Origin of the sequence: Sutcliffiella sp. NPDC057660 (assembly GCF_042800035.1) — a bacterium.
In the GTDB taxonomy this organism is placed as follows: Bacteria; Bacillota; Bacilli; order Bacillales; family Bacillaceae_I; genus Sutcliffiella_A.
In genome coordinates this window covers 181,557-205,797 of record NZ_JBHVHV010000008.1, presented here as the reverse complement: position 1 = coordinate 205,797, position 24,241 = coordinate 181,557, and the positions used below count along the sequence as shown (strand labels likewise).

Here is a 24,241-nt window from a genome sequence, read left to right as displayed (position 1 = left end):
ATGGTTCTATCAGTGACCAAAGGAGTGAAAATATGTTTGGTTTAGAGTATGATCCGGTTCTATACAGCAGAATTTTAACTGGTCTGACGCTTGCGGTCCACGTCATCTTCGCAACTGTAGGTGTAGGTGTTCCACTAATGATTGCTCTTGCGGAATGGATGGGTATCAAACGGAACGACGAACATTATCGTCTTCTCGCACGCAGGTGGGCCCGCGGTTTTGTCATCACCGTTGCAGTCGGTGTTGTGACGGGTACGGCTATCGGCCTGCAATTAAGCCTTTTATGGCCGAATTTGATGCAGCTTGCAGGACATGTAATTAGTCTTCCGTTGTTCTTGGAGACATTCGCTTTCTTCTTTGAAGCTATTTTTCTAGGTATCTACTTATATACTTGGGATCGATTTAAAAAGAAAATCTATCATTTTATCCTGTTGATTCCTGTGGCTCTTGGTGCCATGGCTTCTGGCTTCTTTATATCCACTGTCAACAGCTTCATGAATTCACCTAGTGGATTCGAAATTGAGAATGGTGTATTGACGAATATTAGTCCTCTTGGTGCAATGTTCAACCCTGCCACACCAACCAAAGTGGCACACGTGTTATCTTCTGCTTATTTGACAACAGCATTTGTTCTGGCGGGAATTGCCGCCATTGCCATTCTGCGAGGAAGAAATCATGTTTATCATAAAAAAGCACTGCATCTGACAATGACAGCTGCAGCCGTATTCGCCATTTCCACTGCAGTAATTGGGGATTTATCCGGTAAATATCTAGCAGAGTATCAGCCTGAAAAACTGGCTGCTGCAGAATGGCATTTTGAAACTTCGACTGAGGCACCGCTACTTATCGGCGGATATCTGACAGAGGACAACAAAGTCAAATATGCACTTGAAATTCCATATGCCTTAAGCATCCTTGCGCATGGTGACCCAAAATCTGAGGTAATCGGACTCGAGGAATTTCCTGAGGAAGAGCTTCCGCCTTTGGTCGTACACTATTTCTTTGACCTGATGGTCGGTATCGGAATGTTCCTTGCCCTTGTCTCTATCCTTTATGTTGTTATTGCCAAGGTGAAAAAATGGAATGAATGGAACAGGCCGCTACTTTGGGCAATAGCAGCCGGCTCCCCATTAGCATTACTTGCCATAGAGATGGGCTGGTTCTTTGCCGAGCTAGGAAGACAGCCGTGGCTGCTTGTCGGATATATGACTGTTTCAGAAGGGGCTACCACATCCGAGCATGTCGATCTTATGCTGGTGCTTTTCATCATTCTTTATGCAGTACTTTGTACAACATGTATTACGGTACTAAGAAAAATGTTTAAAAATAATCCAGTCGAAAAAGAACTGCAAGAAAAAGGCATGGAGTAAAGGAGGGGAAAACATGAGTTATGAAGTTGTAGGTATTACGGTTTTATGGACATTTCTATACGGATATTTGATTGTTGCTTCAATTGACTTTGGTGCCGGATTTTTCAGCTACTATTCTACTGTTACAAAGAAGGACCATCTCATTGATAAAGTGATTGTCCGTTACCTCTCTCCTGTTTGGGAGGTCACCAATGTGTTTCTTGTTTTCTTCTTTATCGGGATTGTCGGCTTCTTCCCTTCCACAGCCTATTATTACGGAACAACTTTGCTGATACCAGGTAGTATCGCGATTATCCTGTTGGCGATCCGTGGAAGTTATTATGCCTTTCATCACTATGGTGCAAAAGGCAGCAAGTTTTATCAGCTTTTATATGGAGCTACAGGCCTGTTGATACCAGCCGCACTTTCTGTTGTATTGACCATATCCGAAGGTGGATTCATCAGCCTTGCCGGTGATGTAGTAACATTGGATTATGGTGCTTTGTTTTCAAGCTTCTATTCTTGGACGGTTGTCATTTTGGCACTGGTCAGTGTGCTATATATATCCGCTTATTTTCTTGCATACTATGCAAGAACAGCCAAGGACGAAAAAGCTTTTGAAGTGTTGCGCAAATATGCGCTTAACTGGAGCCTTCCTACCATCCTGGCAAGTGTGCTCGTATTCTTCGCACTCAGTGACCACAATCCGAGTCACTTTGAAAGGATGCTGAATCTTTCATGGATGTTCAGTCTTTCTTTCCTCTTCTTCCTTGGAGCGGTGTATCTGATGTGGAAGAAGCAGCGTCTTGGACTCTCTTTCATTTTCGTCATGCTTCAATTCGCGACAGCATTCTTTGGATATGGGGCATCTCATATGCCATACCTTCTGTATCCATACTTGACGATCTATGACGGGTTTACAAATGAGTCAATGGCTATTGCCTTGATTACCGCCTTCATCGGTGGTCTATGCTTATTGATTCCATCGCTTTATCTTTTAATGCGTCTCTTCCTATTTGATAATCAATATGTACAAGGGAAAAAGTAAGGAGGTTTTTAAAATGGAGAATTTTTTGATTATGATCGCTCCCCCTCTTATCATTGTCGTGGCGATTGGTGTGTTGTTTCTGTGGGGAGCGGCAGGCAAAGAGAAGTATAAATAAAAAGGGGCCTGGGACAAAACTAAAAAAATCTAACAAAAAGACGAATAATTTAAGTGCCGGCTCTAAATACCGCTATTGATTTCCGTGCAAGACTTCGCTTTCCGCGGGTGACCCGTGAGCCTCCTCGGCTTCGCCTGCGGGGTCTCACATTGGCCACTGCTCCCGCAGGAGTCTTCGTCTTGCACTCCAATCAACCGCTAGTGTAATCTAAAACCTAAACGTATATTTTAATACTTTCAAAAAACCGAACTAATTTGGACGAAAACTCAAATTAGTTCGGTTTTTACTTAGGCTAAAACACTTTTGTCCCAGCCTCTTTTTTGTAGTGAAAACTTTTTACTGGATTCTCTCGTAAAAGACAATTCGATTGCCAAATGGGTCGCCAACGGATATCTCCTTGGTTCCCCATGGTTTTTGCTCTAGGCCGGGTCTTGCGAAACGGTAGTTCTTCTCGATCAGCCCTTTGTGATAGTCTTCAATTGAACTCGTCTCGATTCTTACCGCAGACCCTGGTGTGCTATCACCATGATGTTCAGAAAGATGCAGAATACAATCCCCCCTGGAAACCTCCATATACAAAGGGAAATCCGCTTCAAAACGGTGCTCCCATTTTCTTTCGAAACCCAAAAAGTCCATATAGAATTCTTCTGCTTTTTCCACATCGAAAATACGTAGTATAGGGATAACCGCTTTCATCTCACTCATCGGGATTCCTCCTCCAATTTCATTTTTATAGCTGCAAATGTCTCCATGTAAAAGTGATCTTCATGCTGAACGAAATGACCTTTTTTCACAGTCTCTTTCCATTCTGCTCTTTCCCCGTTAGAAGCCATTTTGAATCCATCTGCCTCTACTTTTTCTGTCTTTCCTTTCCACAGTTCAATCATATCATCCAACCTCACCTTTGCCATCCCTGAAACTTCTTCAGGCTGCAGAATAAAATCCTCCATATCATACTTCCTGACTAGTAAAAATACATGTGCCAATTCACGGTCTATCAGTTCCTGATGAACGTTGGTGTATGGAATCACCCCCAATGGCATGAGATCTCCCATTATTACATCGATTCCAATCTCTTCCTTCACTTCCCTGATTCCATCCTCCACTGTCTCTGTAGCCAAAATATGCCCAGCTGCTGTAATATCCAGTAGATTCGGATAATCCTTCTTTTGTTTGCTTCTGAGCTGGAAGTAGATGTATTCTACCCCCTCTTCCCTACTGACAAGCCAAAAATGAAAAGTTTCATGCCAATAGCCTTTTTTATGTACTTCTTCTCTGGTCGCTACACCAACATACTTTCCACTTTCATCAAATACCTTCAGTTTTTCCGACTCCATCCTCCATGCCTCCGTTCCTATCCTTCTCTTTATTGGTCGAGCAGGTAAACCTTGCTCGACCTATGAAATGCTCACCTTTAAAAACTTCCTTTTCCCTACCTGAATGATAAAGTCCTTCTCGAAACCTACAAGAAGATCAACCTCCATCACCTTTTCTCCATTGATTCTTATCCCACCATTCTGTATCATGCGGCGAGCCTCACTTTTAGAGCTTTGCAATTCCAATTGAACTAGCAAATCTATTATTGGTATTGACTTCTCAGCTTTCCATATGATCTCAGGTGTATCTTCAGGTATTGCTCCGCGTTGGAAAACAGTCTTAAAATGCTCTTCAGCAAGCTTTGCCGTTTCTTCATCATGGTACATTCGCACAATGACTTTTCCAAGATGCATCTTCGCATCCCTTGGATGTAAGTCTCCTTTTTCCAGCTTCACGGCTATTTCAGTCTTTTCTTCTTGCGGCAGATCTGTTATCAGATTGAAGTACTTCATTGTTAACTCGTCGGGAATGCTCATGATTTTCCCCAACATCTCGTTAGGCTCTTCATCAACACCGATGTAATTATTCTTGGACTTAGACATTTTCTCCACTCCATCCAAGCCTTCCAATAAAGGCAGCATGATGACAACCTGCTTTTCTTTCTCGAAATGCTCCTGAAGGTGTCTGCCCATCAGCACATTGAAATGCTGGTCCGTACCGCCAAGCTCCACATCACTTTCCAGTTCAACAGAATCATAGCCTTGCATCAGCGGGTAGAAAAACTCATGAAGGGAAATCGGCTTACCTGTCGCCAATCTTTCGGAAAAATCATTCCTCTCCAACAATCGTGCAACTGTTATACTTGCAGATAAGTTTATCGTATCCTCAAGGCCTAATTTGGAGAGCCAGCTTGAATTGTAGTATAGTTCCACTTTCTCCATATCCAGTACCTTGCTGAATTGTTCAAAGTATGTTTTTGCATTGTGCTTTACTTCTTCGTTAGTCAATTGCTTCCTTGCAGTTGATTTGCCGGTAGGGTCGCCGATCTTCCCGGTGAAATCGCCAATGATCAACTGAATGATGTGGCCATTCTCCTGAAACTGCTTCAGCTTATTCAGCACAACCGTATGCCCCAAATGTACGTCTGGAGCAGATGGGTCCAAACCGAGCTTAATTTTAAGCGGACGCCCTGTCATAAGTGACTTTCCGATTTTCTCCTTCATTTCATGTTCCGGTATAATTTGCGATACCCCACTTTGGTATATCGTGAATTGCCTCTCCATTTCTATTTGTTGCTCTTTCGACAGCTTATTTTTCACAGTCCCCATCAACAATTCCTCCAACTATATAAAATAAAAAAACCACGCCCCTAAGAAAGGGACGTGGTTTACGCGGTACCACCCTTTGTTGAAGATTTCTCTTCCACTCAAACGAATAACGGTTCGGCCGTCTTCTGCTACTCTTATGTTCACAAAAGAAGTTCAAGGAGGTAATTCGCCATTATCTTTGTACTGATTTCCACCTACCATCAGCTCTCTCTAACAGGGAGATAATATACTACTGGATTCCTATCAAAACTTATTATTTAATTTTTATTTATTCTAATGGATATTCCAGATAAATACAACAATAAATTTTTGATTATTCTGCTCCATTCTTTTCGATTTTCCCTTCCCCCCAAGCGCACATGGCGTCGAGGATCGAACGAATTGACCAGCCATACTCTCTGGTAAGGAGTAGACTACCTTCGGCGGTACCTGATCAAATACGGTACGGTTGGTCACTCCATCGCTTTCAAGTTCTCTGAATTGCTGTGTCAGCATTTATTGTGTAATTCCGGGCATCAATTTTTTAATTCGCTTGTTCTCTTTTCGCCCTTGATCAAATGGCACATGACGACGACCTTCCATTTTCCTCCTATCACATCCAATGTCGCTTCTACCGGTATATTATAAGCCATCCAATAATCCTCCTCCTTTACAGCAGGGTACTTGCAGGTACCTACCGTACTTAAAAGTGCGTACTTCTGTTTTGCACTTTATGATCTCTGTATGTAATGACATTTTAATCCCCCCTTTAAGACGTAAAACTATCTTCCAGAAATACTGCCCGATTCCTTAATTGCAATTATTTCAAAACGAGTTAATAAACTCTATCTTTTTTCGATAATTAAAAAGACACTTACCCCTTTATAGATAAGTGCAATTTTAGCAGCGCCCTTTTGCTGAAGACCGTTCTGCACATCTATTCTTTCTGTATAACTAAGAAAACAATCCTATCTTGCGTAGTTCTCCTTCATTAAATTAAAAATAGAAGCTTTACATAAAGAAATTAATACAATTAATCCATAGCTATTCACTACAAATAGAGCGTCTCATCCAATTTCTGAATCTTTGAGCGGGAAATTAAATATACATTGCCAAAAATGTCGATTTTGTCTCCCTTTGTACGTACAGCGCAATCTTTGTTCGACGCATAAATATTCATTTCTTCCGATAAGGGAGACAGTTCACTTTGAACCAGCGCAATGTTATTTTCAAGATCAAAGTGAGACAGGACGGAAAAATCGTCAAGGCCGATTCCGTCGTAAACAGAGCTAATTTCATCTCCAAAGTTTTTTGAGCATAACCATTTAGCGGACATATTGATCGCACCAGCGCTTGCTCCCATAACAACGGCTCTGCTTTTTTTAATCAAATCCGACAATTCATATTCCATCAAAAAATCTTTTTGTTTAAGAATACTTCCACCCAACAAGAAAATGACTGAAGCATTTTGAATTAACGTTTGTGCATCTTCCTTCTGTACGCGATAATTAATTAAACGATATTCATCAAACATAATGCCTGCCTGGTCAAGCCATGAACGTTCAGTAGCACCATCATCTTCATAAAAAAATGGATTCGAGCTAATCATAACAAGCGATTTTCTATCAGTTATATCCTCCTGTAAAACCCTGCCCAGATTCTCTGGAAAAAAGTTGCTAAACCAACCTAAATAATAGTGAATTTTCATAAGTATCCCCAGTCATTACTCATTCTCTTTTCTTGTTACTAACACAATATTCTCAATATGGCCCGATTTAATTGTTTGGACTCAAGCGTTTATTAAGTAATTGCGCCAGATTGTTAAAGATGAATTATTGAAAAATTATCTAAGAATAATTGGAACCCATAATTCATGACGCGGTTTATGCCCTGATCCATAATAACATTCAATACAAGGTAAATTAGCAAGTTCATATCCTGATGTAGGAACCCATTCAGAATATAAACGTTTCCATGCCTCAACAATATTTGGGAAAACAGCCCATGTACTTGGCGGAATATTTAAAGTTTGCATTTCTTCAGGAAACTCACCATCATACCGTACTCCCATAAAATAATCAAATTCTTCATCAGTGATGGCTGCCTCATTTCCACATACACCTAAAATTCCTTCTAGTGAGCATTTCGGATTCTCCCACGACATATCTATTAATTCCTGCATAAATCCTTCATTTTTCGCTTTGCTCCAAAGTGTTGGAATACTTTTAAAGGCTCTGTTTGTTTTTACTGGTTTACTCTTACCAACAATTCTTATTTCAAATTCTAATTTTTCAATTCTATACTCCATTTCAGTGTCTCCCTTTATTGATAATTGAAAGGAAATTTTCGGAAAGGCTCTTAATTGTATCCCCTGATGACGACATTCAGATGGTTTTATTCCATGGGTTCTTTGAAAAGCACGGGAAAATGAATCAGCAGATTCGTAACCGTACTTATTTGCAATTTCTAAAATTCGAATATGACTTTTTTGCAATTCGAATGCAGCAAGTGTCAATTTCCTACGCCTAATATATTCCGACAGTGAAATTCCTGTTATAGATGCAAACATTCTAGAAAAGTGAAACTCCGAACAGTAAGCAATCTTTGCTAATTGTTTGTAATCAATTTCATGCTCCAAATTATCCTCTATATAATCTAATACATTATTCATTCTAACAAGCCAGTCCATATAATCCTCCTTTCAATACCAATATTAAAAAAACCGAAAATTTTGGTCCGATATTATTTGCTTAAAAAAGTAGGTTTCACAAAAACAAGTTTAATTTACCTTCTTCAACAATCCTCCCTCTATAAAGAAAGAGATAACTCTTGTTTTCTCACTCATTCTCAATATTTCTATTAGACTTATATCTTTAAGACATTTGAATTATGGGTAGATGTTGAAAGTAAGGGGAATTTTGGGCATTTAGAGAAAAAGAAAGCTAACCTACCCAGCCACTTCAATCCAAAAAATGGTTAACTAGTAAAAGTATGGTCGCACTGGTGGATCTCCACATTTCTCATGGAGGTCAACCCTCCCATTTCTCACAGAGTCTATGCTCTAAAATTCCTTCGTCCAACCTTTCCATGAGGTGGATGTCAGTCATGCTGCCCTACAGGGTCTATGCCCGCACTTTAGTTGTTCTACTGACTAATCCGTGCTTCAAATGTCTATGTCAAAATCTCTAGAAAAAACTATATATTGAACGTTAATAACTTAAGCCGCATTCTGTATTGGAGCCAAGTGAGGTATGTCCCTCAACATTCGTTCTTCACTAAATTCACATTGCTTCGTGCCAATCGCAAATAAGATACGAATAATCTTGTTACATATGGCAATCATGGACTGCATCTTCTTCAAAGGATTACTCTTTCGAGTTGTATAGTAGTGATGTAGAGCCTTAAAAGCTGCATTCTTGGCGACTAACGGCATAGCTACTCGGAAGAGGAGAGCTCTGAGTGCTTTCCTACCTCGTTTCGTTATTTTCGTTAGTCCTTTATGTTTCCCAGAGGTGTTTTCCTTCAAGTTTAGTCCGGCCAATTTAATGATTTGGCGAGGGTGAGAGTAGTTCCCTAGGTCTCCTACTTCCGCATAGAAACCTGCCACTGTCTCCTTGCCAATTCCAGTAATGGCTAACATCTGTGGAACTCCAGGAATATGTTCGAGAAGCTCTTCAATATCAGAGTCTAACTCTTCGAACCTTTCGATTATCAACTCATACTTTTCTAGTAAGGTGCGGAGCTCTAATTTAGCCATTTTTGAACCTTCACGAATGCCAATTGAGTTTTTGGCAGCTCGTTTAAGTTCATGAATTTTACGGAGTCCAACCGCACGTTTTACTGCCTTTCTGAGGTGAATCAGGATCTCTTGATCCGAGATATGTTCCAGCTCATGTGGTAATACATTCAACTTTAATAATTGTAGTGCTGCTTTCCCCTCCCAATCCTTAAAAACGGTTAGGAATTCAGGGAAATAGCGGTCTAACCAGTTGTGAATTTGCCCTTGAAGCACCTGTAGATCAACAGACAAAAGATCACGTATTTTTCTGGCCACACGAAGTTCTGCATACACTCCTTGCGGAATATTTGGTTCAGCGTATCTTCCATCTTTGACTAACTGTGCAATTACTTTGGCATCTTTCACATCATTTTTGGTTGGTGAATTATCATCCAATTCCTTCGACTTTTTTACATGCATTGGATTCACTACGACAAACTTAATCTCTTTTTCTTTTAAGAAATGAGCGAGGTTAAGCCAATAGTGGCCAGTAGGTTCCATGCCTATAATGACCTTCTCCATTTCATTTTCGTTCATTAGCTGCTTGATCCAGTCTAGAAACATCTCGAAATGGGTTTGGGTATTTTCAAAGTGACAAGGTGCTCCAAACTCCAATCCTCTGAAGTCTTGAGCACGTGCCACATGCTTGAACTTCGCAATATCTACACCAATAATTAGTGTTTGAGAAGTGATTTGAGCAATCTTTTCATTTTGGTTATAATTCATCTTGAAGGCCTCCTGGTATATATGATTTTGTCCATTTTGCTGGCCAGCTCAGGACACTCATATCATACCAAGAGGTTATTTTTTATTTCAAACCCCATTTTTCTTCATAACAGGAATGCTGCCCTATTCTTAAGTAAGGAGCGATCCGCTATGCTGCAGTCGTTCCCAGGTTTTAAAAAAAATGAGGCTTAAGAAACTTCTTTTCTAATCATTATTTTAATTGTATTTAAAAATAACTAGATTACATTTTTCACATCTAAATGCTGGAATTTTACTTATTTGAAAAATTGCATCTTTTATTAATACTTCATTTCCAAAATCAGCGATTATTGAATCAGCCGATTCTGACCAACAAATTCTACGAGGAGAAAAAATATATCCCTGCTTCCCTTCATTACTGCATTCAGGACAACTAACAATCTCGTTCATATTTAGTCACTCCACCCTTTCGCATCTCCCTTATTTCTCTAATATTTTCCTGATTGAAGCAACCTCCCTGTTAGCTTCTTGTACAATAGCTCCATTTAATGCCATATTTATTTTTTTCTTTTAGTAAAGTAACTACCCCAATGCTGAACACCAAGATACCAATTAACATCAATGAATGTATAAATCCGTTTAGAAGAGGTACAAAATCTCCTGTTAGATTCTGGTTTCGATACACAATAGTAACTAGGCTGTACCCTAAAGGGGAACTAACCAGTAAAATAATAATCCCAAAAATAAAATATAACATTGCTTGTTTCGTCATCAATCATTCCCCCTATTTTAATTTAATTCTTCTGCTTTATCGCTTAATACCAATTATTTCAAATATCGTCTATTTACTCAATATATATTTTCCATAAAAAAGAAGCTTACCTTGTTACAGATAAGCGTCCTTTAATTGAATAACTAAAATCTGAAATCACTCATAAAATCACTTAATTCTTATTAAACTAGGTGCTTTACTTTAAGTACAATTCTTCACATAAACCAACTATTACTTAAAATTAAATGTTTTATAATCACCAGAATCAGATCAGAATTTTAATATATTTCCATCCGAAGGTATCCCTTCAAAGAAAGCACCTATGCAACCTGTGGTACATCTGTGACCAGATATAAGAACATTTAATTCTTTTTTTCCATGTTGTATTTCAAGTTCTTTCATAAAGCTAAACACTCTTTTTACAAATAGACTTGGTTCTTCAATCCCTTTATACAAATAAGAATCAGGTAATTTACCAGCCATTTTTACTTCTTTAATATGTAATCTGAATCAAAGACATCCAATCTATCATCCAAAACCACTGACTTTCCAGTAACTATTTCTGCTGTTTGTACGGCTCTCTCTTGTGGGGAAGAAAATACAAAATCGAAATCTATATTCTGTAATTTCGCTTTTAAAGCCTTTGCTTGTTCGATTCCGAAATCATTTAATGGTAAACCCATTTTCCTTTGCATCTTACGTTCTTTATTCAAGTCTGTATGTCCATGTCTAATTACATATATCATGTCATATCCCCTTATTAAATAATCCTGCCCTTGAGCAACAGTGGCAGGTCATCATTTAGAAAATTCTGGTAACATCAGCTTACCTGGAACGGAAATCAACGGGCTTTATGATACAGGTACACAAAAAACTTTAGACAACCCCGATTTACCTCGTGTGTGTCTAAATTCTAAATCCACGTTTATACGTGGATTTTTTGATTATATCATCTACTTATCTTTGATTCGATTAATCTATCGAATTAATGTATAATTTGATTATATAGTCGAATTAATTTAAAATATATGCATAAACTAGTAAAACGTTTAGTTGGATGATGGAGGAGGACAGCTTATGAAGAGACCCGTATCGGTGTTTATGATGGATGTAACGGATTCCAGCAGAAATTGGAAAGATGTTTCCTCCTATTTGGAAAAGGTGGAAACTTACATAAAACTCTGGACAAAAGGATTGCCGAATGTCCATGTCAAGCACCGTCTCGGTGATGAAATTGTCTGTATTTTTGACCATTATGCCACTGCTTATACAGTCGCGTTTTATATAGGTCAAATCTGGAAGTTTACGGATCAGCCACCCTACTTCGGCATGTCATTTGGACTTGTGGATGAAGATATTTCGGATATTGATATTGATAAGTGGAATCACCCCCTGATGAAACATGCCAGAATGGCAAATGAGAAAATCAAGCAGTCCACAAATCGGTCACCTATCCTTCTGTTTCCCGATTCGGATGCGATGTCCATCCCATCTGTGGAGATGAGCAATCTTCTGCTTGAATATCAAGGAAAACTGATAGCTGAGCAAACGAAGCTTCAGCGTCTCATTTCGGGACTATTTTCCGTATTGGATGAACAAAAGACGATAGCAAGCCTATTAGGAAAGTCCCCTTCTACCATCTCAAGCCACTACAAGAAAGGAAATTGTGAGATAATACTTAAAACCTTGAATACCATACAAAACACCTTAAACAACCTGGAGGAGACACAATCCGGGACCTATCCGAGTAATATTACGAAAGAGCTGCAAAACACAATAAAGAATCATTTGAAACAGAACTTGGTTATTATTACGAATTAGTAAGGAGCGGAACCATGATTGTTCTTAGCCTCATTCTTGCACACCTTGTAGCTGATTTTTACCTTCAGACGGAAAAGATGGTGTACGATAAAAAGAAGTTCCTTAAGCTCCATCTACTCCATCACACACTAGTCACCATTGTGACACTGTGGATCCTGTATTATTTGCAGGATTTTTCAAATATCATGGCAACCGTACTATTTCCTACCTTGTCGATCGTTATTTTCCATGCGCTGATTGATCTGGCCAAAATGCACCTGCAGGAAAAAGTCATTTTTATGAAGCAAAAAAATGGCTGGAATCTTGCCTTATTCATTACAGATCAAGTATTACACCTGTTTACTATTTTAGCAGTTTGCTATTTCTTCCTTGAGGTGAACCTTTATCACTTGATTGATACGATTTTAGTAAACTTGCATATGAAAGATGGCATGATTGCCGACAAATCATTGATTGGCAGCACTCTCTTTATCATTATAATGTTTATTTTGATTACGTCGGTCACAGGTCACTTTATAAAGATACTACTTGGATCCCTGACCCGTCACCTCTCTCTTTTCGAAGGGAAGTATACACTCCGTGATGTAGAAATAAGCGCCACAAGTCAAAAAAGCTTGTCCGAGGAGTATACATATATGGTAATGAAGCATCAGGACCTTTCCCGTGGCAAAGTGATCGGCTATCTTGAGCGGTTGCTTGTAGTGGCACTCATCCTGATGGGCTCGTTCTCTGCTGTCGGGTTTATCGTTGCTGCAAAATCCTTGACCCGTTTCAAGCAGATGGATGATCGTGACTGGGCGGAGTATTTTCTGCTTGGCACCTTGACCTCCTTCCTCTTTGCAATTGTAATTGGAATTATTCTGAAAGTGGTATTTTGGTAAAGCTTTGATAGCTGTAAATATACTCTATGTAACATAAAGCATGGGTTTAAAAGCCCTTCTTATTTTCTCCCATCCCTATCAAATTGCAAAAAAAGGGTGTTTTATCCGGTCAAAGACCCTGTCTCCTTCTATTAATTTACATATGATAGATAATAGAAAGGGGTGATCAATTCGTGAATCGAATTCAAAGCATCTTGAAAAATATCGGAGAAGATTATAAAGAAGAATTAGAAGTGTATGGAGCACTAAGAAAACTTGTAGCAGCCCGATTAATTAATGGCGCTAGAAAAGGTTTAGAGCGTTTGGAAGAGAGACTATAAATTAGTGCCCCTTGCAAGAATATTGTGTCGGATCAGGCATAATGTTCTTTGCTTACATACCGTTCTGATTTATTAATAAATATAACGTTTAAATCTTTTACAAAATAAAAAAGTCCATTCTTTCTTTAATTGAATGAAGAATGGACTTTATTTGTTTTTTATTCTTTTTTAAAGTCGAAAGTACTTCTTACTGTATTTATAGGGCGAACAAAGCTTTCAATCTGCTCTCTTTTCGCTTCAAGGAAGGGAGGAAGGGACAATTTTTCCCCTAGTGTTTCATAAGGCTCATCACCCATGAATCCTGGACCATCTGTCGCAAATTCAAATAATATTTGAGGTGCTATGCGAGCATATAAGGACTCAAAGAAATAACGGTTCACATGACCGGAAGTATGGAATCCAAAACTCTTCAGCCTTTGGTCCCACTCCTCGATAACAGAACGGTCCTCCACCCTGAATGCTGCATGGTGAACTGTACCATAGCCTTGCATTGCCTGAGGGAGATCCTTGTTATGCTCCGCAATTATCTGGGCACCATTTCCACCCTCACCAACTTCAAATAGGTAGGTGGAGCCGCTGTGAGATACTTCTTTAAAAAGCAACGCCTTTTCTAACACTTCTTTAAAGAAATCGAAGTTCGCCACTCTTATTGTTATTGGGCCTAAACCTGTAATTGCATGCTCTAATGGGATCGGCCCTTTTTGCCATGGAGTTCCCGAAGCGACACCTTTATTCTTTTCATCTGAAATCAATTGATATTGCTGATCGTCAAAGTCAACAAAATTCAGCACCTTTTTTCCGAACTGCTCTTCTATGCCTGAATGCTTCACCTTCAAGCGATCAAATCTATTTAACCAATAGTCGAGGGACGCATCTGTTGGTACTCGAAACGCTGTCCGGAATATTTCATTAGTACCATGAGAGCCTTTTTGGATTCCCGGGAAGTCAAAGAATGTCATATCTGTCCCAGGACTCCCTTTATCATCTGCGAAAAAAAGATGATATGTCTGGATGTCATCTTGGTTTACAGTTTTCTTAACGAGTCTCATCCCTAATACATAAGTGAAAAATTCATAGTTCTTTTCAGCACTGCTCGTAATGGCAGTAACATGATGTATGCCTTTTAAACCATTCATTTATATTACCTCCTGTTTTGAGAATTATCTTTGCGAGTGAAAAAATATATCTTGAATTCGAGATAAATATATCAAACCAATTTAATAAAGTCAAACTGATTACCCGAAAAAACTCATGTAAGTTTAAAAAAGCCCAACTTCTCACCAGAGAAATTGGACTAAGCAAATTGAAAATAATTTAAATTACAGTTCAAACTCCCATTCATCCTTCAACAATAGATAAAGGACAAGCAACAAATTCTCTAGCTCCTCGTATCCTTTTTCCCCAACCGTCATCCCGAGCTTAGGAGCTACAATTTCTGCAACCTGTCGGGTCAAGAGTATCCTATCATCAACAGAAAGCTGAAGGAAACGGTTTGTATAGGTTTTCAATAACTTCCAATCTTTTTCGTTGAATCGTTTTAAATCGTACTCGTTCAACGGTAGATTCTCGCGGGAAAGTCCCCGGCTATGGATTTCTTTTTCAATTGCAGTCATCTTCTTTTTCTTCTTCTTCCGTCTCTCATGGACTACTATGGTACCTGTCACAAGATCTCCAAGCCGTTTATGCTTGGTATGGAAGAAAATCATCAACATACCCACCAGATAGTTCATCGGCAGGCTATCAATGATACGCAAGAGGTTGCGTATCAGGCTCGATAAAAGGGTAATGCTGTGACCATTTTCCTGGATTACTCGAATACCCAACATCTTCTTGCCTAGCGTACTTCCGCCTGAAAAATACTCAAATGCAAAGAAATAACCCCATCTGATAATGAAAATTAAAATGATTGCCGCTGCAACAAGGTAGGAAGGCATATTAGCGGAAAAGAAATCCATGAAAGTTCCATTGATCATGAATAACAATCCAATGATGATAAGAATATTGACGATCAACAGGATAATCTGATCAATGATAAACGCGGCTGCGCGGCTTCCAAGACCTGCAGATTGGAATTGTAATGATACATATTCTGGTGTTTTTATGTCCACTTGCTCAGCGTTCAAGGGTATTACCTCATTTCATGGATAAATTTTACCAATAGTGTTTCTATTTATCTATAATATTACTATAATAAAGGTTAATAACAATAAATGACAAGAAGGTGTAAACCTGTATGAATGTAAAACAATTTGTGAAACAGCATCGAGATGTATGGAAAGAACTCGAAGAAATCGTGACAGAACTACATAAGAGTAAAAATATCACCGGAAAAAGAATCAGCAAATTTCATCGTCTATACCGAAAAGCAGCACAGCATCTTTCCTATAGTCAGACCTATTTTCCTAATGAAGAAGTTACACAATATTTGAATGGCCTTGTCTCCAAATCTCATAATCTGCTTTATAAGGATCAGGTTTCGAGCTGGAAACAAACACGTCAATTCTTTGGAGTGAAATTTGTTGGTCTGCTTATTGAGCAATGGAAATTTGTCATGATCGCTATGGCGCTTTTCACAATCGGTTTTCTAGGAAGTTATGCGGCTGTGGCGAATGATGAGCTTCTACTATACTCTGTATTGCCTGCCGGAATGGCCAACAGCTTCGATCCGGACCAGCTTGGTGCAAATGAGGGTCACGTGGATGCACCACTGATGTCAGCTTCCATCATGACCAACAATATTCAGGTAGCTTTCCTTGCTTTTGCAGGTGGAATTACATTTGGTCTCCTTACCGTTTATGTATTGATCTATAACGGGATTATTGTTGGTGCCATTGCAGCCTTATTCTGGCACTATGATAAAACCTATGAGTTCTGGGCATACATCGTACCTCATGGAATGATTGAGCTTACCGCCATTTTCATTGCAGGGGGAGCAGGCCTTCTGATGGGTTACAGGCTATTTGTACCTGGTCCTTATTCCAGAGGTTACCAGTTGAAAGAAAACGCAAAACGATCTGTTCAGCTTTTACTTGGAACGATTCCATTATTCATCATAGCAGGTGTAATTGAAGGGTTCATCACACCTGCAGCCATTTCGTTTGAAGCGAAATACTTTGTAGCGGTCCTTACTGTTGTCGGGCTAATCCTCTATATCGGTATTGCGAAAATGAAACTCCAAAAGCAGGAGCAACTGCTACAATAATCCTCTATTGATCATATCAATGTAATAGGATACTGCGGTTGTTGCTAGCTTTTCTTCCCGGGCCTCCACCATTAGGAGGCCTTGTTTTTCCCATTTTGCTTTTCCATCCTTCTTGATCAGGATCTGCTGTTGTGCGATACTTTTTACCATGGTTTGCTGTGCATATACAGGTGCCTCTTTGCTTCTACTCACCAGCATATCGTCCTCCACTCCAATCATCAGGAACAAGTGCCTTTGTCTCAATCTTTTCAGATAGATCAATGCACTTTCTTCATGAAGGAAAGTCTGAATATCACTGAATAACAGAATGAGACTGCGCTTTTTCTGTACAAGCTGAAGATAATTTAAAATCTCCCCATAATTGGATTCCGCAGCATCCACTTCCAGATTATAGATACCTTGAAGAATGGTTTGAAGATGAGACATGCCTTTTGCTGGTGGAATATAAACTTTCACCTTTTTGGAGAAAGCAAGAGCGGCTACATAATCACCCTTTTGTAAAGCGGCAGCGGTCACAGTCAGGGCAGCCTCGATGGATTTCTCCAATCGGTTCCCATTTTTCAGTTCAGCTCCCATCATTCTTCCGCAATCAATCAATATGGTAATATGTTTCCCATGCTCCGGTTCATATTCATTTGTCATTACTTCCTGCAGCTTAGCAGTCTGACGCCAGTTGATTTTTCGTGGGTCATCCCCTACCACATAGGAGCGGATCTTTGAAAATTCCCCTACACCACTTTTATATTTTCTAATTTTTATACCTTCGTAGTTTAAGAATTTTTGGGCATCCTCCAAAAATTGTTTGGTTTGGGTCATGTCCGGTATCACCTTGATGCTTCCGTTTAAAGAAATGGAGAATTGTTTTTCCCATAGCCCCAATGAACTTCGGTAACGGATGTACATTTTATTAACCTGATAATCGCCACGGACTGGTGCTTTTGTCCAATAAACAAATTTTACAGAAGTCTCTTTACCGATTTTTCCGTATAATGGAAAAGGTCTTTCGAAGGATTGAGGCAGACCGTCTATGATTCTGAATTGCACATCATAGGGGGATGCGTTCTGAATCGTGATCGGTACCTCATAGTTGATGCCCCTCTCCATTTCAGTCGGACATGAGCGTTTCACCAAAAGCTGATTCTTATTGGGGGAAAAAATCAAATCCACCAAGCTGAACAATAGTACCAGGATATTGGCAAGTAGGACAAATGACCATGGCAAATTCCATAATGTCGCTGTTAAAAGGATTCCTGTAAGAATGGCGAATACTATAAGTAATCGATTGGTTGGTACAATCCCCTTATCTCGGAACAGGAATCGACCCCACAAGCTCTTCAATGATCTGGTCAACAGTAGATCCCTCCAATTCCGTATGTGGAGATAGTTGGATACGGTGGCGCAGGGCAGGCTTGGTTACAATCTTTACGTCATCAGGCGTAACATAATCACGGCCACTTAAATATGCAAAGGATTGTGCTGCCTTTCCGATGGAGATTCCGGCACGAGTACTTGCCCCAAAACGGATGGAGTCTGCTTCTCTTGTTTTGCGTACTATCTGCATAATATAATGAAGCACACTCTCGCTGACCGTAATCATTTCAATTTCTCTTCTGATGGATAAAAAGGTTTCCATATCTAAAACTGGCTGAACGTTACTGGCGTCATAGTTTTTTTCAATCACTTGCTTTAATACATTCGTCTCCTCTTCCAAGGTTGGGAAATTAACATGCAATTTAAATAGGAAGCGGTCCTGTTGTGCTTCCGGTAATGGATATGTACCTTCAAATTCAATAGGATTCTGTGTTGCAACAACAAAAAATACATCGGAAAGAGGATAGGTATCCCCCTGGATGGTTACCTGACCCTCTTCCATTGCTTCAAGTAAGGCAGCCTGCGTCTTGGCAGGGGTACGATTTATTTCATCTGCCAACAGAATATTTGTGAAGATCGGACCCTTCAGCGTCTGAAAAGAACCTTCTTTCATATTGTAGATGGTACTTCCTGTAATATCACTCGGCAGTAAGTCCGGTGTAAACTGGATACGTGTAAATGTTCCACCAAGAAAGCTGGCCAGCGTACGTACCATTTGCGTCTTCCCGGTTCCGGGTACTCCCTCCAATAGCACGTGTCCACCTGCAAGAACAGAAGAAAGCAAGAGTTTAAGATTTAAAGATTGTCCCAAGATTCGTTGTTCATATTTTTCAAGTAAGGATGCTAATTCAGGTTTCATCCTTCCTCCACCTCTTTCCTAAGTTGATCCAATTTTTTTGACCAGAGCAAATATTCCTGTTTGGTTATCTTCTCTTTTGCCAATATGTTTGTTAAATCATGTAAAAATATTTTCACACTCTTTGGGTCCATTATTTTAGATTTTCGTTCAAGCTGGTCGGCACGGTCCATCCATTCTTTACTGGATGGAATGCCCCATTTTTCTTGATATGCAAATTTCAGATAGTCCGCCTGGATGGAAAGAGAATCCTGATACCTGTTCCCCTTTATATGCCAGGCTGCAAGAGCCTGCAAATTTTCATCACTGAAACGGACAGTTTCCTCCCTGGACACGAGGATAGGGCCGAATCTTTTTCCGCGATTCCATAATAAGAGAATGGTCCATAACACTCCTTGAATGATGATTACAATAAACCATTGAGGATAAGTGGTCGTGAAAGTGGAACCACTGTTCTCACCATGTATATACTCGTCAATTAACAGCACATTCAGTGCTTGATTATCCTTCTGCAGTAAGTACAACAGAAGTTTCAGGTGCTCCTCTTTCAGGATTGAATCATTTGTGATCCATTCCGGTGTATTGGAAACAACAAGGGAGCCCTGTCCAAAATTCCGTTTCAATGCGACCGTTCCGTGTTCATCATTCAGAAGGACTTCATCTGTTTCTTCATGCTCTATTCGAACGGGTGAAAAGTTTTGTGCTCGATATTCCTTAGAGCTTTCCATGAAAATCTGCCCATCTGATGAAGGGGATTCAGTATAATTGGTGTTAAGACCGAACATCGAGTCCGGGTTGCTCATAAGAAGCAGAATCGTATTACCCTGCTCCATAAATGCAATATACTCATCCATGATTTTCTGGTTTGGGACGGTATATGGCTCCACCATCAAAAGCAGTTGATTTTCCGAGCCTGATAGCTTGCTAGGCGGTTCCTCCCATCTGCCGATTCCACCGATTTCCTTTTGTGCATATGTATAAAAGGCTTTAATACCTGTTGGTGAAGGGGAATGAGAGTCATAGGGCAAATACGTTTTGGTCCCTTTTGAAAGGATAAAGTAGCTGCAAAGCAAAAATAGAATTAATATTGCGGCAAACCAGATCCATCCGCGGTTTTTTGATAGTCCCTGTAGCAATTCTACCTTCCTCCTCCTTCCATTTTAGACATCCTCATTTTCTCGTTCCAACCATTTCAAAGCCTTATCCCGGTAAAGGCTGTACTCTTCTTTTTGAATCTGCTGTTTTCCGTAGGTTGCTCGATCAAACAGAAGGGCAAAGTTGAAAAATAAATCTGCGCTTTCTTTTTTTGCGGATCGGAGCTCTTCGTAATACTCCCAGTTAGTTTTCCAGATTCTAGCTTCTAACCAGCTTTTTTCATGGAAATAGAGAAGAAGTGCGAGAAAAAGATGGCGTGTAGATAAGCTGAAATCACTTAATTCCTCTTGTTTCAATGCATGTTTGAGATGCTGCTGATAACTCCACTCCAATTCATTTGGAGATTGAAAAGGCTGCTGCTTCCCTATGGACCTTCGCTGCCGATACCTTACAGCAAAAAAGATGAATATAATCAGTAATACAGCAATTGCAACCGAAATGACTACGATAAGAATATTACCAGCTACCGAACTTGTCGCCTCCAATGATGGAAAGAACTTGGCCAGCAGATCCGCCAACCAAGCCTTTAGGTCATCCCATAAAACTTGCAAGGTATTTCTATTATCCTCGTAATATATCTGATACTCGTGATGCTTGAGTATCTCCTGTAATTCTTCTCTTGCCTTTTCTTCCTTCATCAATACATCATCACCTGTCTTTCACTAGGACAAAGGTTATTGTCCGACATGGTAGTCGTCAATGAGATCTTTTAGGTCGTCAGCATCGTGGCGACTTTTTAAATCCAAAAACATGACAGCGTATCCGACTGACATGATGAGAGTTGTAAATAAAGTGGCAAGACTGACAATAAGTCCTAACAAGACGCTTCCACCAAGCAGAAGTGCGAATGAAAGTTCTATGGCAAATGTAATGGAGCTGATAATTAAAAAGAAGATAAGGTACAGTCCCATGGACACCCATGTACGTCCCTGGCTCAACTTCCAGCTGCGACTTAAGCCTGGTGAATTACTATCGATGACAACCGAACCGAAATAGAAGCTCCAGCGAGTGGAAAAATACCCTACAAATACTGCTGATCCTATGGATAAAATAATGGTCAAAATAACACCGATTACCGGATCAATTGCAAAGAAAACGAAACTCATTAATACTACTGATAAAATAGTTCCAAATATCAATCCAAAGACGATGATACCGTATAGAATACTGCTGCCGATAATGGCCCAGAAACGGGAGAAACCTTTTTTAATCAATGTGCCAAAAGTAAACTCCTCGTTTTTCCGAACGTGATCAACACCATAAAGAATGGCAGCCTGTGCTACAGGATAAAGAAATAAACTGATCAATCCTACCAGCATGACACCGATATCGGCAGCTATATTGGAACTGAATGCAGGATCACTTGCCTCAAAGCCTGCAGCCATCTGTTCCAACCATCCGTTACCCTCCCCTACTTCTCTGAAAAAGCTGGTGCCAGTTGCTAATTGAACCAGTGCCTGTATCAAATAGACAGGTCCTAAAAGGATAAGTAATATTAAGAAAAAATCTTTGAAGCGGGTTCTGCTTAGGCGAAACGTGACATCCAATATTTGCCCGAACCCTTTTGGTCTGTTTAATTGTTCATTCATCCCTGATTGCCTCCTAAATTTATATTCCATATGTTGTCATATCGACTATTTTACCATTAATCTAGCAAATTTCGAGAAATAATTTGCTTTTTCAATAGATAATTTATGAAAAGAAAAATCCTCTTAAAACAAAAAATCTCTGTCATTGACAGAGATTCAGACTGTAGACAAACTCGAAGTAATTCGAGGTTGTCTACAGTTTTTTGTGTATCTGTATAATAAAGCCCGTTGATTTCTGTTCCAGGCACTGCGCTTATCCTTAGGCGGTCCGTGAGCCTCCTCGACGCTTGCGCGTCTGCGGGGTCTCCCTTGTCCCTTCCTCCCGCAGGAAAAGGAAGGCTGCGGCAGCGATACATCGCACGAAGGAAATGCTTGCATTTTCGCGGAGTCACCGTGCCTTCCACTCCAATCAACTTAGTTTTCTAAACTTTTTGTGGAACGATAACCATGTGTATTTTAAAATAAAAATAGATATGATCTTTCAGCTTATTACTCCAGCTTCCAATATTTCCACTTCAGCTTCCACCTTAACCTCAATGGAAGGATAAAGCTCATCCCATTTTTCTTTTGACCAATTTCTTGAACGATGCTTCACCTGAAATCCAATACCAAGTGGGTCAATTTTCAACCCTTGAAACTTTTTTATCATTTCCTCTCCTTTCTTTTCAATTTCCTCTTCCATACTCCGTTCAATTTGTTTTTTTACTTTCGATGTGATATCGTCCCCTGAATATTCCTGGATAATTGCATTTGTTTTTATTCGTATTGTAATATTTGGATCAGTTTCGATATTTTTTATTTTATATTTTCTCTTTGAATCAATATGATAAACAGATGCAAATTCCCCATCTTCGCCTAATTTGACGCTCATAGAAGCATCTGAAGTGAACTTTTCAATCAAAAACATAAATATATAACCTTCTTCCCCTTCTATCGATCCAACAAATTGATCTTCCTTAAAAAGAGCAACTCCCTTTATGTCGGCTTCTTTGTCGGTTAATTTCAAGTAAGGTAGAAAAGGGTCCCTTCCCTCTTCCCTATAGGCCTTGGTAAAAAGATGCAAATTTGTTTTCGGGAGAATGCCACTTTCAATATTATGCTGGATCAATTTTGAAAGAAACATGCCATTATCTGTTTCCCCGTACTGAATCTTCAGGGAATTCCCGAGGTCTCCTTCTACTACAGCAAGGAACATTTTTGCTCCAGTGGCTGGATCCCTTCTGAACGTATCGATGATATCAAAAATTCCTTTTTCGGCAAGCTCTTTGCTGTATAATGCTACTTCAATCTTCCCGCTTACAAACGGTTTTGGAGATTTTCTATTTAATTTATCTCTTATGATTTTACTAAGCTTCGAGGAAGAGGTGTACGTTCTGTTTTCCACTGTTAAATCAGGCTTATATACGGGGAATACAGCGGTAGCAATTATTGTATCCTCATCCTCACCCAATTCAAATCCCGCTGCACTTGCCAATTGGACATCATCCAATATTTTTTGATTTAGGCAGCCTGATAAAATAAAAGTGATAGTAAACAGCCAATAGCACAAATGCTTCTTCAATTTTTTTCCTCCTTACCTTGGACATAACAAGGTATAGTAGAAAAAGTAAAGGCACAAAGCCAAATTCAGAATAATAGCCGACTTTGGTGGTCCAGCTACTTAGCGTGGCAACCTGTTCCCTTTTCTGAAAAAAACTACTGAGGATGATCATCAACAATACTAAAGCGAACAATGTATACTTTTGATTAGTACCCAGTACCTTTTTCATCCCCCTTGTTGATGCCCAGAATAATAAACAAACATTGGGTAATATAATTAACGCCCAGGAAGCGATTCCAATATACTCAAAACGCTCCACCACAGGCATTTCGACTATTTTCCATAAGGTTAAAGTTGCCCAGTTTTGTTTCACCAATTGCGCCTCACTAAAATAGCTTAATGAAATAATTGTGATAAGCAGATAGGTTAAAAGGGTTAATAATGCCCCCATCTGAGCCCATTTATGTGACGTTTTTGCCTCTTTTATGAAAGGATAATACATCAATAGGGTAGAAAAACCAAGATAACTAAGTGTCATCTCCTTGGAAGCCAGAAACATGTCCTTTAGGTCGTGGTTCCAGATAGGGAAAAGGGCAATGATTTCGGTATATGGAATGGGAAAAAGGAAAGTGAAAATCAAGTATGCCGGTATCACCACCCCAAGAAAACAGATCCCCGCTACTGTTCTAAAGCCTCCTAAGATCGTATAGACGATTAGAACCCCAAGAAGTATAGACAATAATATGTTATTGGCTTCTGGAAACATCCAAACATGTATGACTTCAATATACGAATAGAGAATAGTAAATCCAATACTAAGGAAATAAAACATCCAAATAAGACTAAAAAAACTACCAAGCCATTTTCCAAAAACGAATCTATTTATGTCGATAAGATCCATTTCAGCACGGTTTAATAATTGGAAGATGATCCAAATGACAATATGAACAGCGATTCCCGCACTTATAACAGCTATCCAGGAATCATTTCCTGCTGCAGAAACAAGGCTTTGCTGAAATCCTAAGATCCCGACACCAATTTGAACGGAGTGTACGAGAAAAAACACAAAATATGGAGATACTTGAAAAACTTCAGGAATGCCTTTTTTCATTTGC

Annotated in this window: 26 protein-coding genes, 1 pseudogene and 1 other annotated feature; of the genes and pseudogenes, 7 read left to right on the top strand and 20 right to left on the bottom strand. The window is 39.5% G+C overall.

Annotation, left to right across the window (positions count from 1 at the left end):
• Positions 1-32: 32 nt before the first annotated feature.
• Genes ACFVAD_RS11260 through cydS form a run of 3 tightly spaced genes read left to right on the top strand, consistent with a single transcriptional unit; the run spans position 33 to position 2,512 of the window.
• Positions 33-1,370, top strand: a complete 1,338-nt coding sequence (locus ACFVAD_RS11260; protein WP_386639591.1) for a cytochrome ubiquinol oxidase subunit I — start codon at positions 33-35, stop codon at positions 1,368-1,370.
• Positions 1,371-1,383: 13 nt separating this feature from the next.
• Positions 1,384-2,397 carry a cytochrome d ubiquinol oxidase subunit II gene (locus ACFVAD_RS11255; RefSeq protein WP_386639588.1) on the top strand — a complete coding sequence of 338 codons (1,014 nt, stop codon included), beginning with the start codon at positions 1,384-1,386 and terminating at the stop codon, positions 2,395-2,397.
• Positions 2,398-2,410: 13 nt separating this feature from the next.
• Positions 2,411-2,512 (top strand): cytochrome bd oxidase small subunit CydS family protein, encoded by a 102-nt coding sequence (cydS, locus tag ACFVAD_RS11250; protein WP_386639586.1) that lies wholly within the window; start codon positions 2,411-2,413, stop codon positions 2,510-2,512.
• 336 nt (positions 2,513-2,848) lie between these two features.
• Here the strand turns inward: cydS and ACFVAD_RS11245 are convergent, their stop codons facing one another.
• From ACFVAD_RS11245 to ACFVAD_RS11195, 11 genes and pseudogenes are all read right to left on the bottom strand, one after another.
• Positions 2,849-3,208: a glyoxalase superfamily protein gene (locus ACFVAD_RS11245; RefSeq protein WP_386639683.1), complete on the bottom strand. Its 360-nt coding sequence runs from the start codon at positions 3,206-3,208 to the stop codon at positions 2,849-2,851.
• 5 nt (positions 3,209-3,213) lie between these two features.
• Positions 3,214-3,849, bottom strand: coding sequence for an NUDIX hydrolase (locus tag ACFVAD_RS11240; RefSeq protein WP_386639583.1), 636 nt, complete (start codon positions 3,847-3,849; stop codon positions 3,214-3,216).
• Positions 3,850-3,909: 60 nt separating this feature from the next.
• Positions 3,910-5,157, bottom strand: coding sequence for a tyrosine--tRNA ligase (tyrS, locus tag ACFVAD_RS11235; RefSeq protein ID WP_386639580.1), 1,248 nt, complete (start codon positions 5,155-5,157; stop codon positions 3,910-3,912).
• A 45-nt stretch (positions 5,158-5,202) separates the two neighbouring features.
• Positions 5,203-5,413 (bottom strand) — a binding site (T-box leader).
• Positions 5,414-5,470: 57 nt separating this feature from the next.
• Positions 5,471-5,789, bottom strand: a pseudogene (locus ACFVAD_RS11230) (winged helix-turn-helix transcriptional regulator).
• 398 nt (positions 5,790-6,187) lie between these two features.
• The gene (locus tag ACFVAD_RS11225; protein WP_386639577.1) at positions 6,188-6,844 is read right to left on the bottom strand and encodes a Type 1 glutamine amidotransferase-like domain-containing protein; all 657 of its coding nucleotides are present in this window, start codon (positions 6,842-6,844) and stop codon (positions 6,188-6,190) included.
• Positions 6,845-6,979: 135 nt separating this feature from the next.
• Positions 6,980-7,825, bottom strand: a complete 846-nt coding sequence (locus ACFVAD_RS11220; protein WP_386639574.1) for an AraC family transcriptional regulator — start codon at positions 7,823-7,825, stop codon at positions 6,980-6,982.
• Positions 7,826-8,353: 528 nt separating this feature from the next.
• The gene (locus ACFVAD_RS11215; protein WP_386639571.1) at positions 8,354-9,640 is read right to left on the bottom strand and encodes an IS110 family RNA-guided transposase; all 1,287 of its coding nucleotides are present in this window, start codon (positions 9,638-9,640) and stop codon (positions 8,354-8,356) included.
• Between the two features lie 216 nt (positions 9,641-9,856).
• Complete coding sequence (locus tag ACFVAD_RS11210; protein WP_386639568.1) at positions 9,857-10,069, bottom strand: PF20097 family protein; 213 nt, start codon at positions 10,067-10,069, stop codon at positions 9,857-9,859.
• A gap of 70 nt (positions 10,070-10,139) precedes the next feature.
• Positions 10,140-10,391 carry a glycosyl transferase gene (locus ACFVAD_RS11205; RefSeq protein ID WP_386639565.1) on the bottom strand — a complete coding sequence of 84 codons (252 nt, stop codon included), beginning with the start codon at positions 10,389-10,391 and terminating at the stop codon, positions 10,140-10,142.
• A gap of 270 nt (positions 10,392-10,661) precedes the next feature.
• Positions 10,662-10,874, bottom strand: coding sequence for a hypothetical protein (locus ACFVAD_RS11200; RefSeq protein WP_386639562.1), 213 nt, complete (start codon positions 10,872-10,874; stop codon positions 10,662-10,664).
• A gap of 2 nt (positions 10,875-10,876) precedes the next feature.
• Entirely contained in the window at positions 10,877-11,137 is a 261-nt protein-coding gene (locus tag ACFVAD_RS11195; RefSeq protein WP_386639559.1) for a histidine phosphatase family protein, read from the bottom strand.
• A 331-nt stretch (positions 11,138-11,468) separates the two neighbouring features.
• Here ACFVAD_RS11195 and ACFVAD_RS11190 point away from each other — a divergent pair, with 331 nt between their 5' ends.
• From ACFVAD_RS11190 to ACFVAD_RS11180, 3 genes are all read left to right on the top strand, one after another.
• Positions 11,469-12,212, top strand: a complete 744-nt coding sequence (locus ACFVAD_RS11190; RefSeq protein WP_386639556.1) for a hypothetical protein — start codon at positions 11,469-11,471, stop codon at positions 12,210-12,212.
• Positions 12,213-12,226: 14 nt separating this feature from the next.
• Positions 12,227-13,093, top strand: coding sequence for a DUF3307 domain-containing protein (locus ACFVAD_RS11185; RefSeq protein WP_386639553.1), 867 nt, complete (start codon positions 12,227-12,229; stop codon positions 13,091-13,093).
• A 173-nt stretch (positions 13,094-13,266) separates the two neighbouring features.
• Complete coding sequence (locus ACFVAD_RS11180; protein WP_386639550.1) at positions 13,267-13,413, top strand: hypothetical protein; 147 nt, start codon at positions 13,267-13,269, stop codon at positions 13,411-13,413.
• Positions 13,414-13,571: 158 nt separating this feature from the next.
• On the opposite strand, the gene ACFVAD_RS11175 is transcribed toward ACFVAD_RS11180, so the two are convergent.
• Together ACFVAD_RS11175 and ACFVAD_RS11170 are read right to left on the bottom strand one after the other, a co-directional pair.
• Complete coding sequence (locus tag ACFVAD_RS11175) at positions 13,572-14,549, bottom strand: ring-cleaving dioxygenase (RefSeq protein WP_386639547.1); 978 nt, start codon at positions 14,547-14,549, stop codon at positions 13,572-13,574.
• A 183-nt stretch (positions 14,550-14,732) separates the two neighbouring features.
• The gene (locus ACFVAD_RS11170) at positions 14,733-15,536 is read right to left on the bottom strand and encodes an RDD family protein (RefSeq protein WP_386639544.1); all 804 of its coding nucleotides are present in this window, start codon (positions 15,534-15,536) and stop codon (positions 14,733-14,735) included.
• Between the two features lie 110 nt (positions 15,537-15,646).
• Between ACFVAD_RS11170 and ACFVAD_RS11165 the strand changes: the two genes are divergently transcribed.
• Positions 15,647-16,615, top strand: a complete 969-nt coding sequence (locus tag ACFVAD_RS11165; protein ID WP_386639542.1) for a stage II sporulation protein M — start codon at positions 15,647-15,649, stop codon at positions 16,613-16,615.
• On the opposite strand, the gene ACFVAD_RS11160 is transcribed toward ACFVAD_RS11165, so the two are convergent.
• From ACFVAD_RS11160 to ACFVAD_RS11130, 7 genes are all read right to left on the bottom strand, one after another.
• Positions 16,607-17,965, bottom strand: coding sequence for a DUF58 domain-containing protein (locus ACFVAD_RS11160; protein ID WP_386639539.1), 1,359 nt, complete (start codon positions 17,963-17,965; stop codon positions 16,607-16,609). The two genes, ACFVAD_RS11165 and ACFVAD_RS11160, sit on opposite strands and share 9 nt — an antisense overlap.
• Entirely contained in the window at positions 17,916-18,845 is a 930-nt protein-coding gene (locus tag ACFVAD_RS11155; RefSeq protein ID WP_386639536.1) for an AAA family ATPase, read from the bottom strand. The genes ACFVAD_RS11160 and ACFVAD_RS11155 overlap by 50 nt, the downstream gene beginning before the upstream one ends.
• A complete protein-coding gene (locus ACFVAD_RS11150; RefSeq protein WP_386639533.1) occupies positions 18,842-19,978 on the bottom strand; it encodes a DUF4350 domain-containing protein in 1,137 nt (378 codons plus the stop codon). Before ACFVAD_RS11150 ends, ACFVAD_RS11155 begins: the two co-directional genes overlap by 4 nt.
• A gap of 24 nt (positions 19,979-20,002) precedes the next feature.
• Entirely contained in the window at positions 20,003-20,638 is a 636-nt protein-coding gene (locus ACFVAD_RS11145) for a DUF4129 domain-containing protein (RefSeq protein WP_386639530.1), read from the bottom strand.
• A 33-nt stretch (positions 20,639-20,671) separates the two neighbouring features.
• Positions 20,672-21,586, bottom strand: coding sequence for a hypothetical protein (locus ACFVAD_RS11140; RefSeq protein WP_386639528.1), 915 nt, complete (start codon positions 21,584-21,586; stop codon positions 20,672-20,674).
• Between the two features lie 481 nt (positions 21,587-22,067).
• The gene (locus ACFVAD_RS11135) at positions 22,068-23,147 is read right to left on the bottom strand and encodes a Ger(x)C family spore germination protein (protein ID WP_386639525.1); all 1,080 of its coding nucleotides are present in this window, start codon (positions 23,145-23,147) and stop codon (positions 22,068-22,070) included.
• Positions 23,068-24,237, bottom strand: a complete 1,170-nt coding sequence (locus tag ACFVAD_RS11130; RefSeq protein WP_386639523.1) for a GerAB/ArcD/ProY family transporter — start codon at positions 24,235-24,237, stop codon at positions 23,068-23,070. The genes ACFVAD_RS11135 and ACFVAD_RS11130 overlap by 80 nt, the downstream gene beginning before the upstream one ends.
• Positions 24,238-24,241 lie beyond the last annotated feature (4 nt).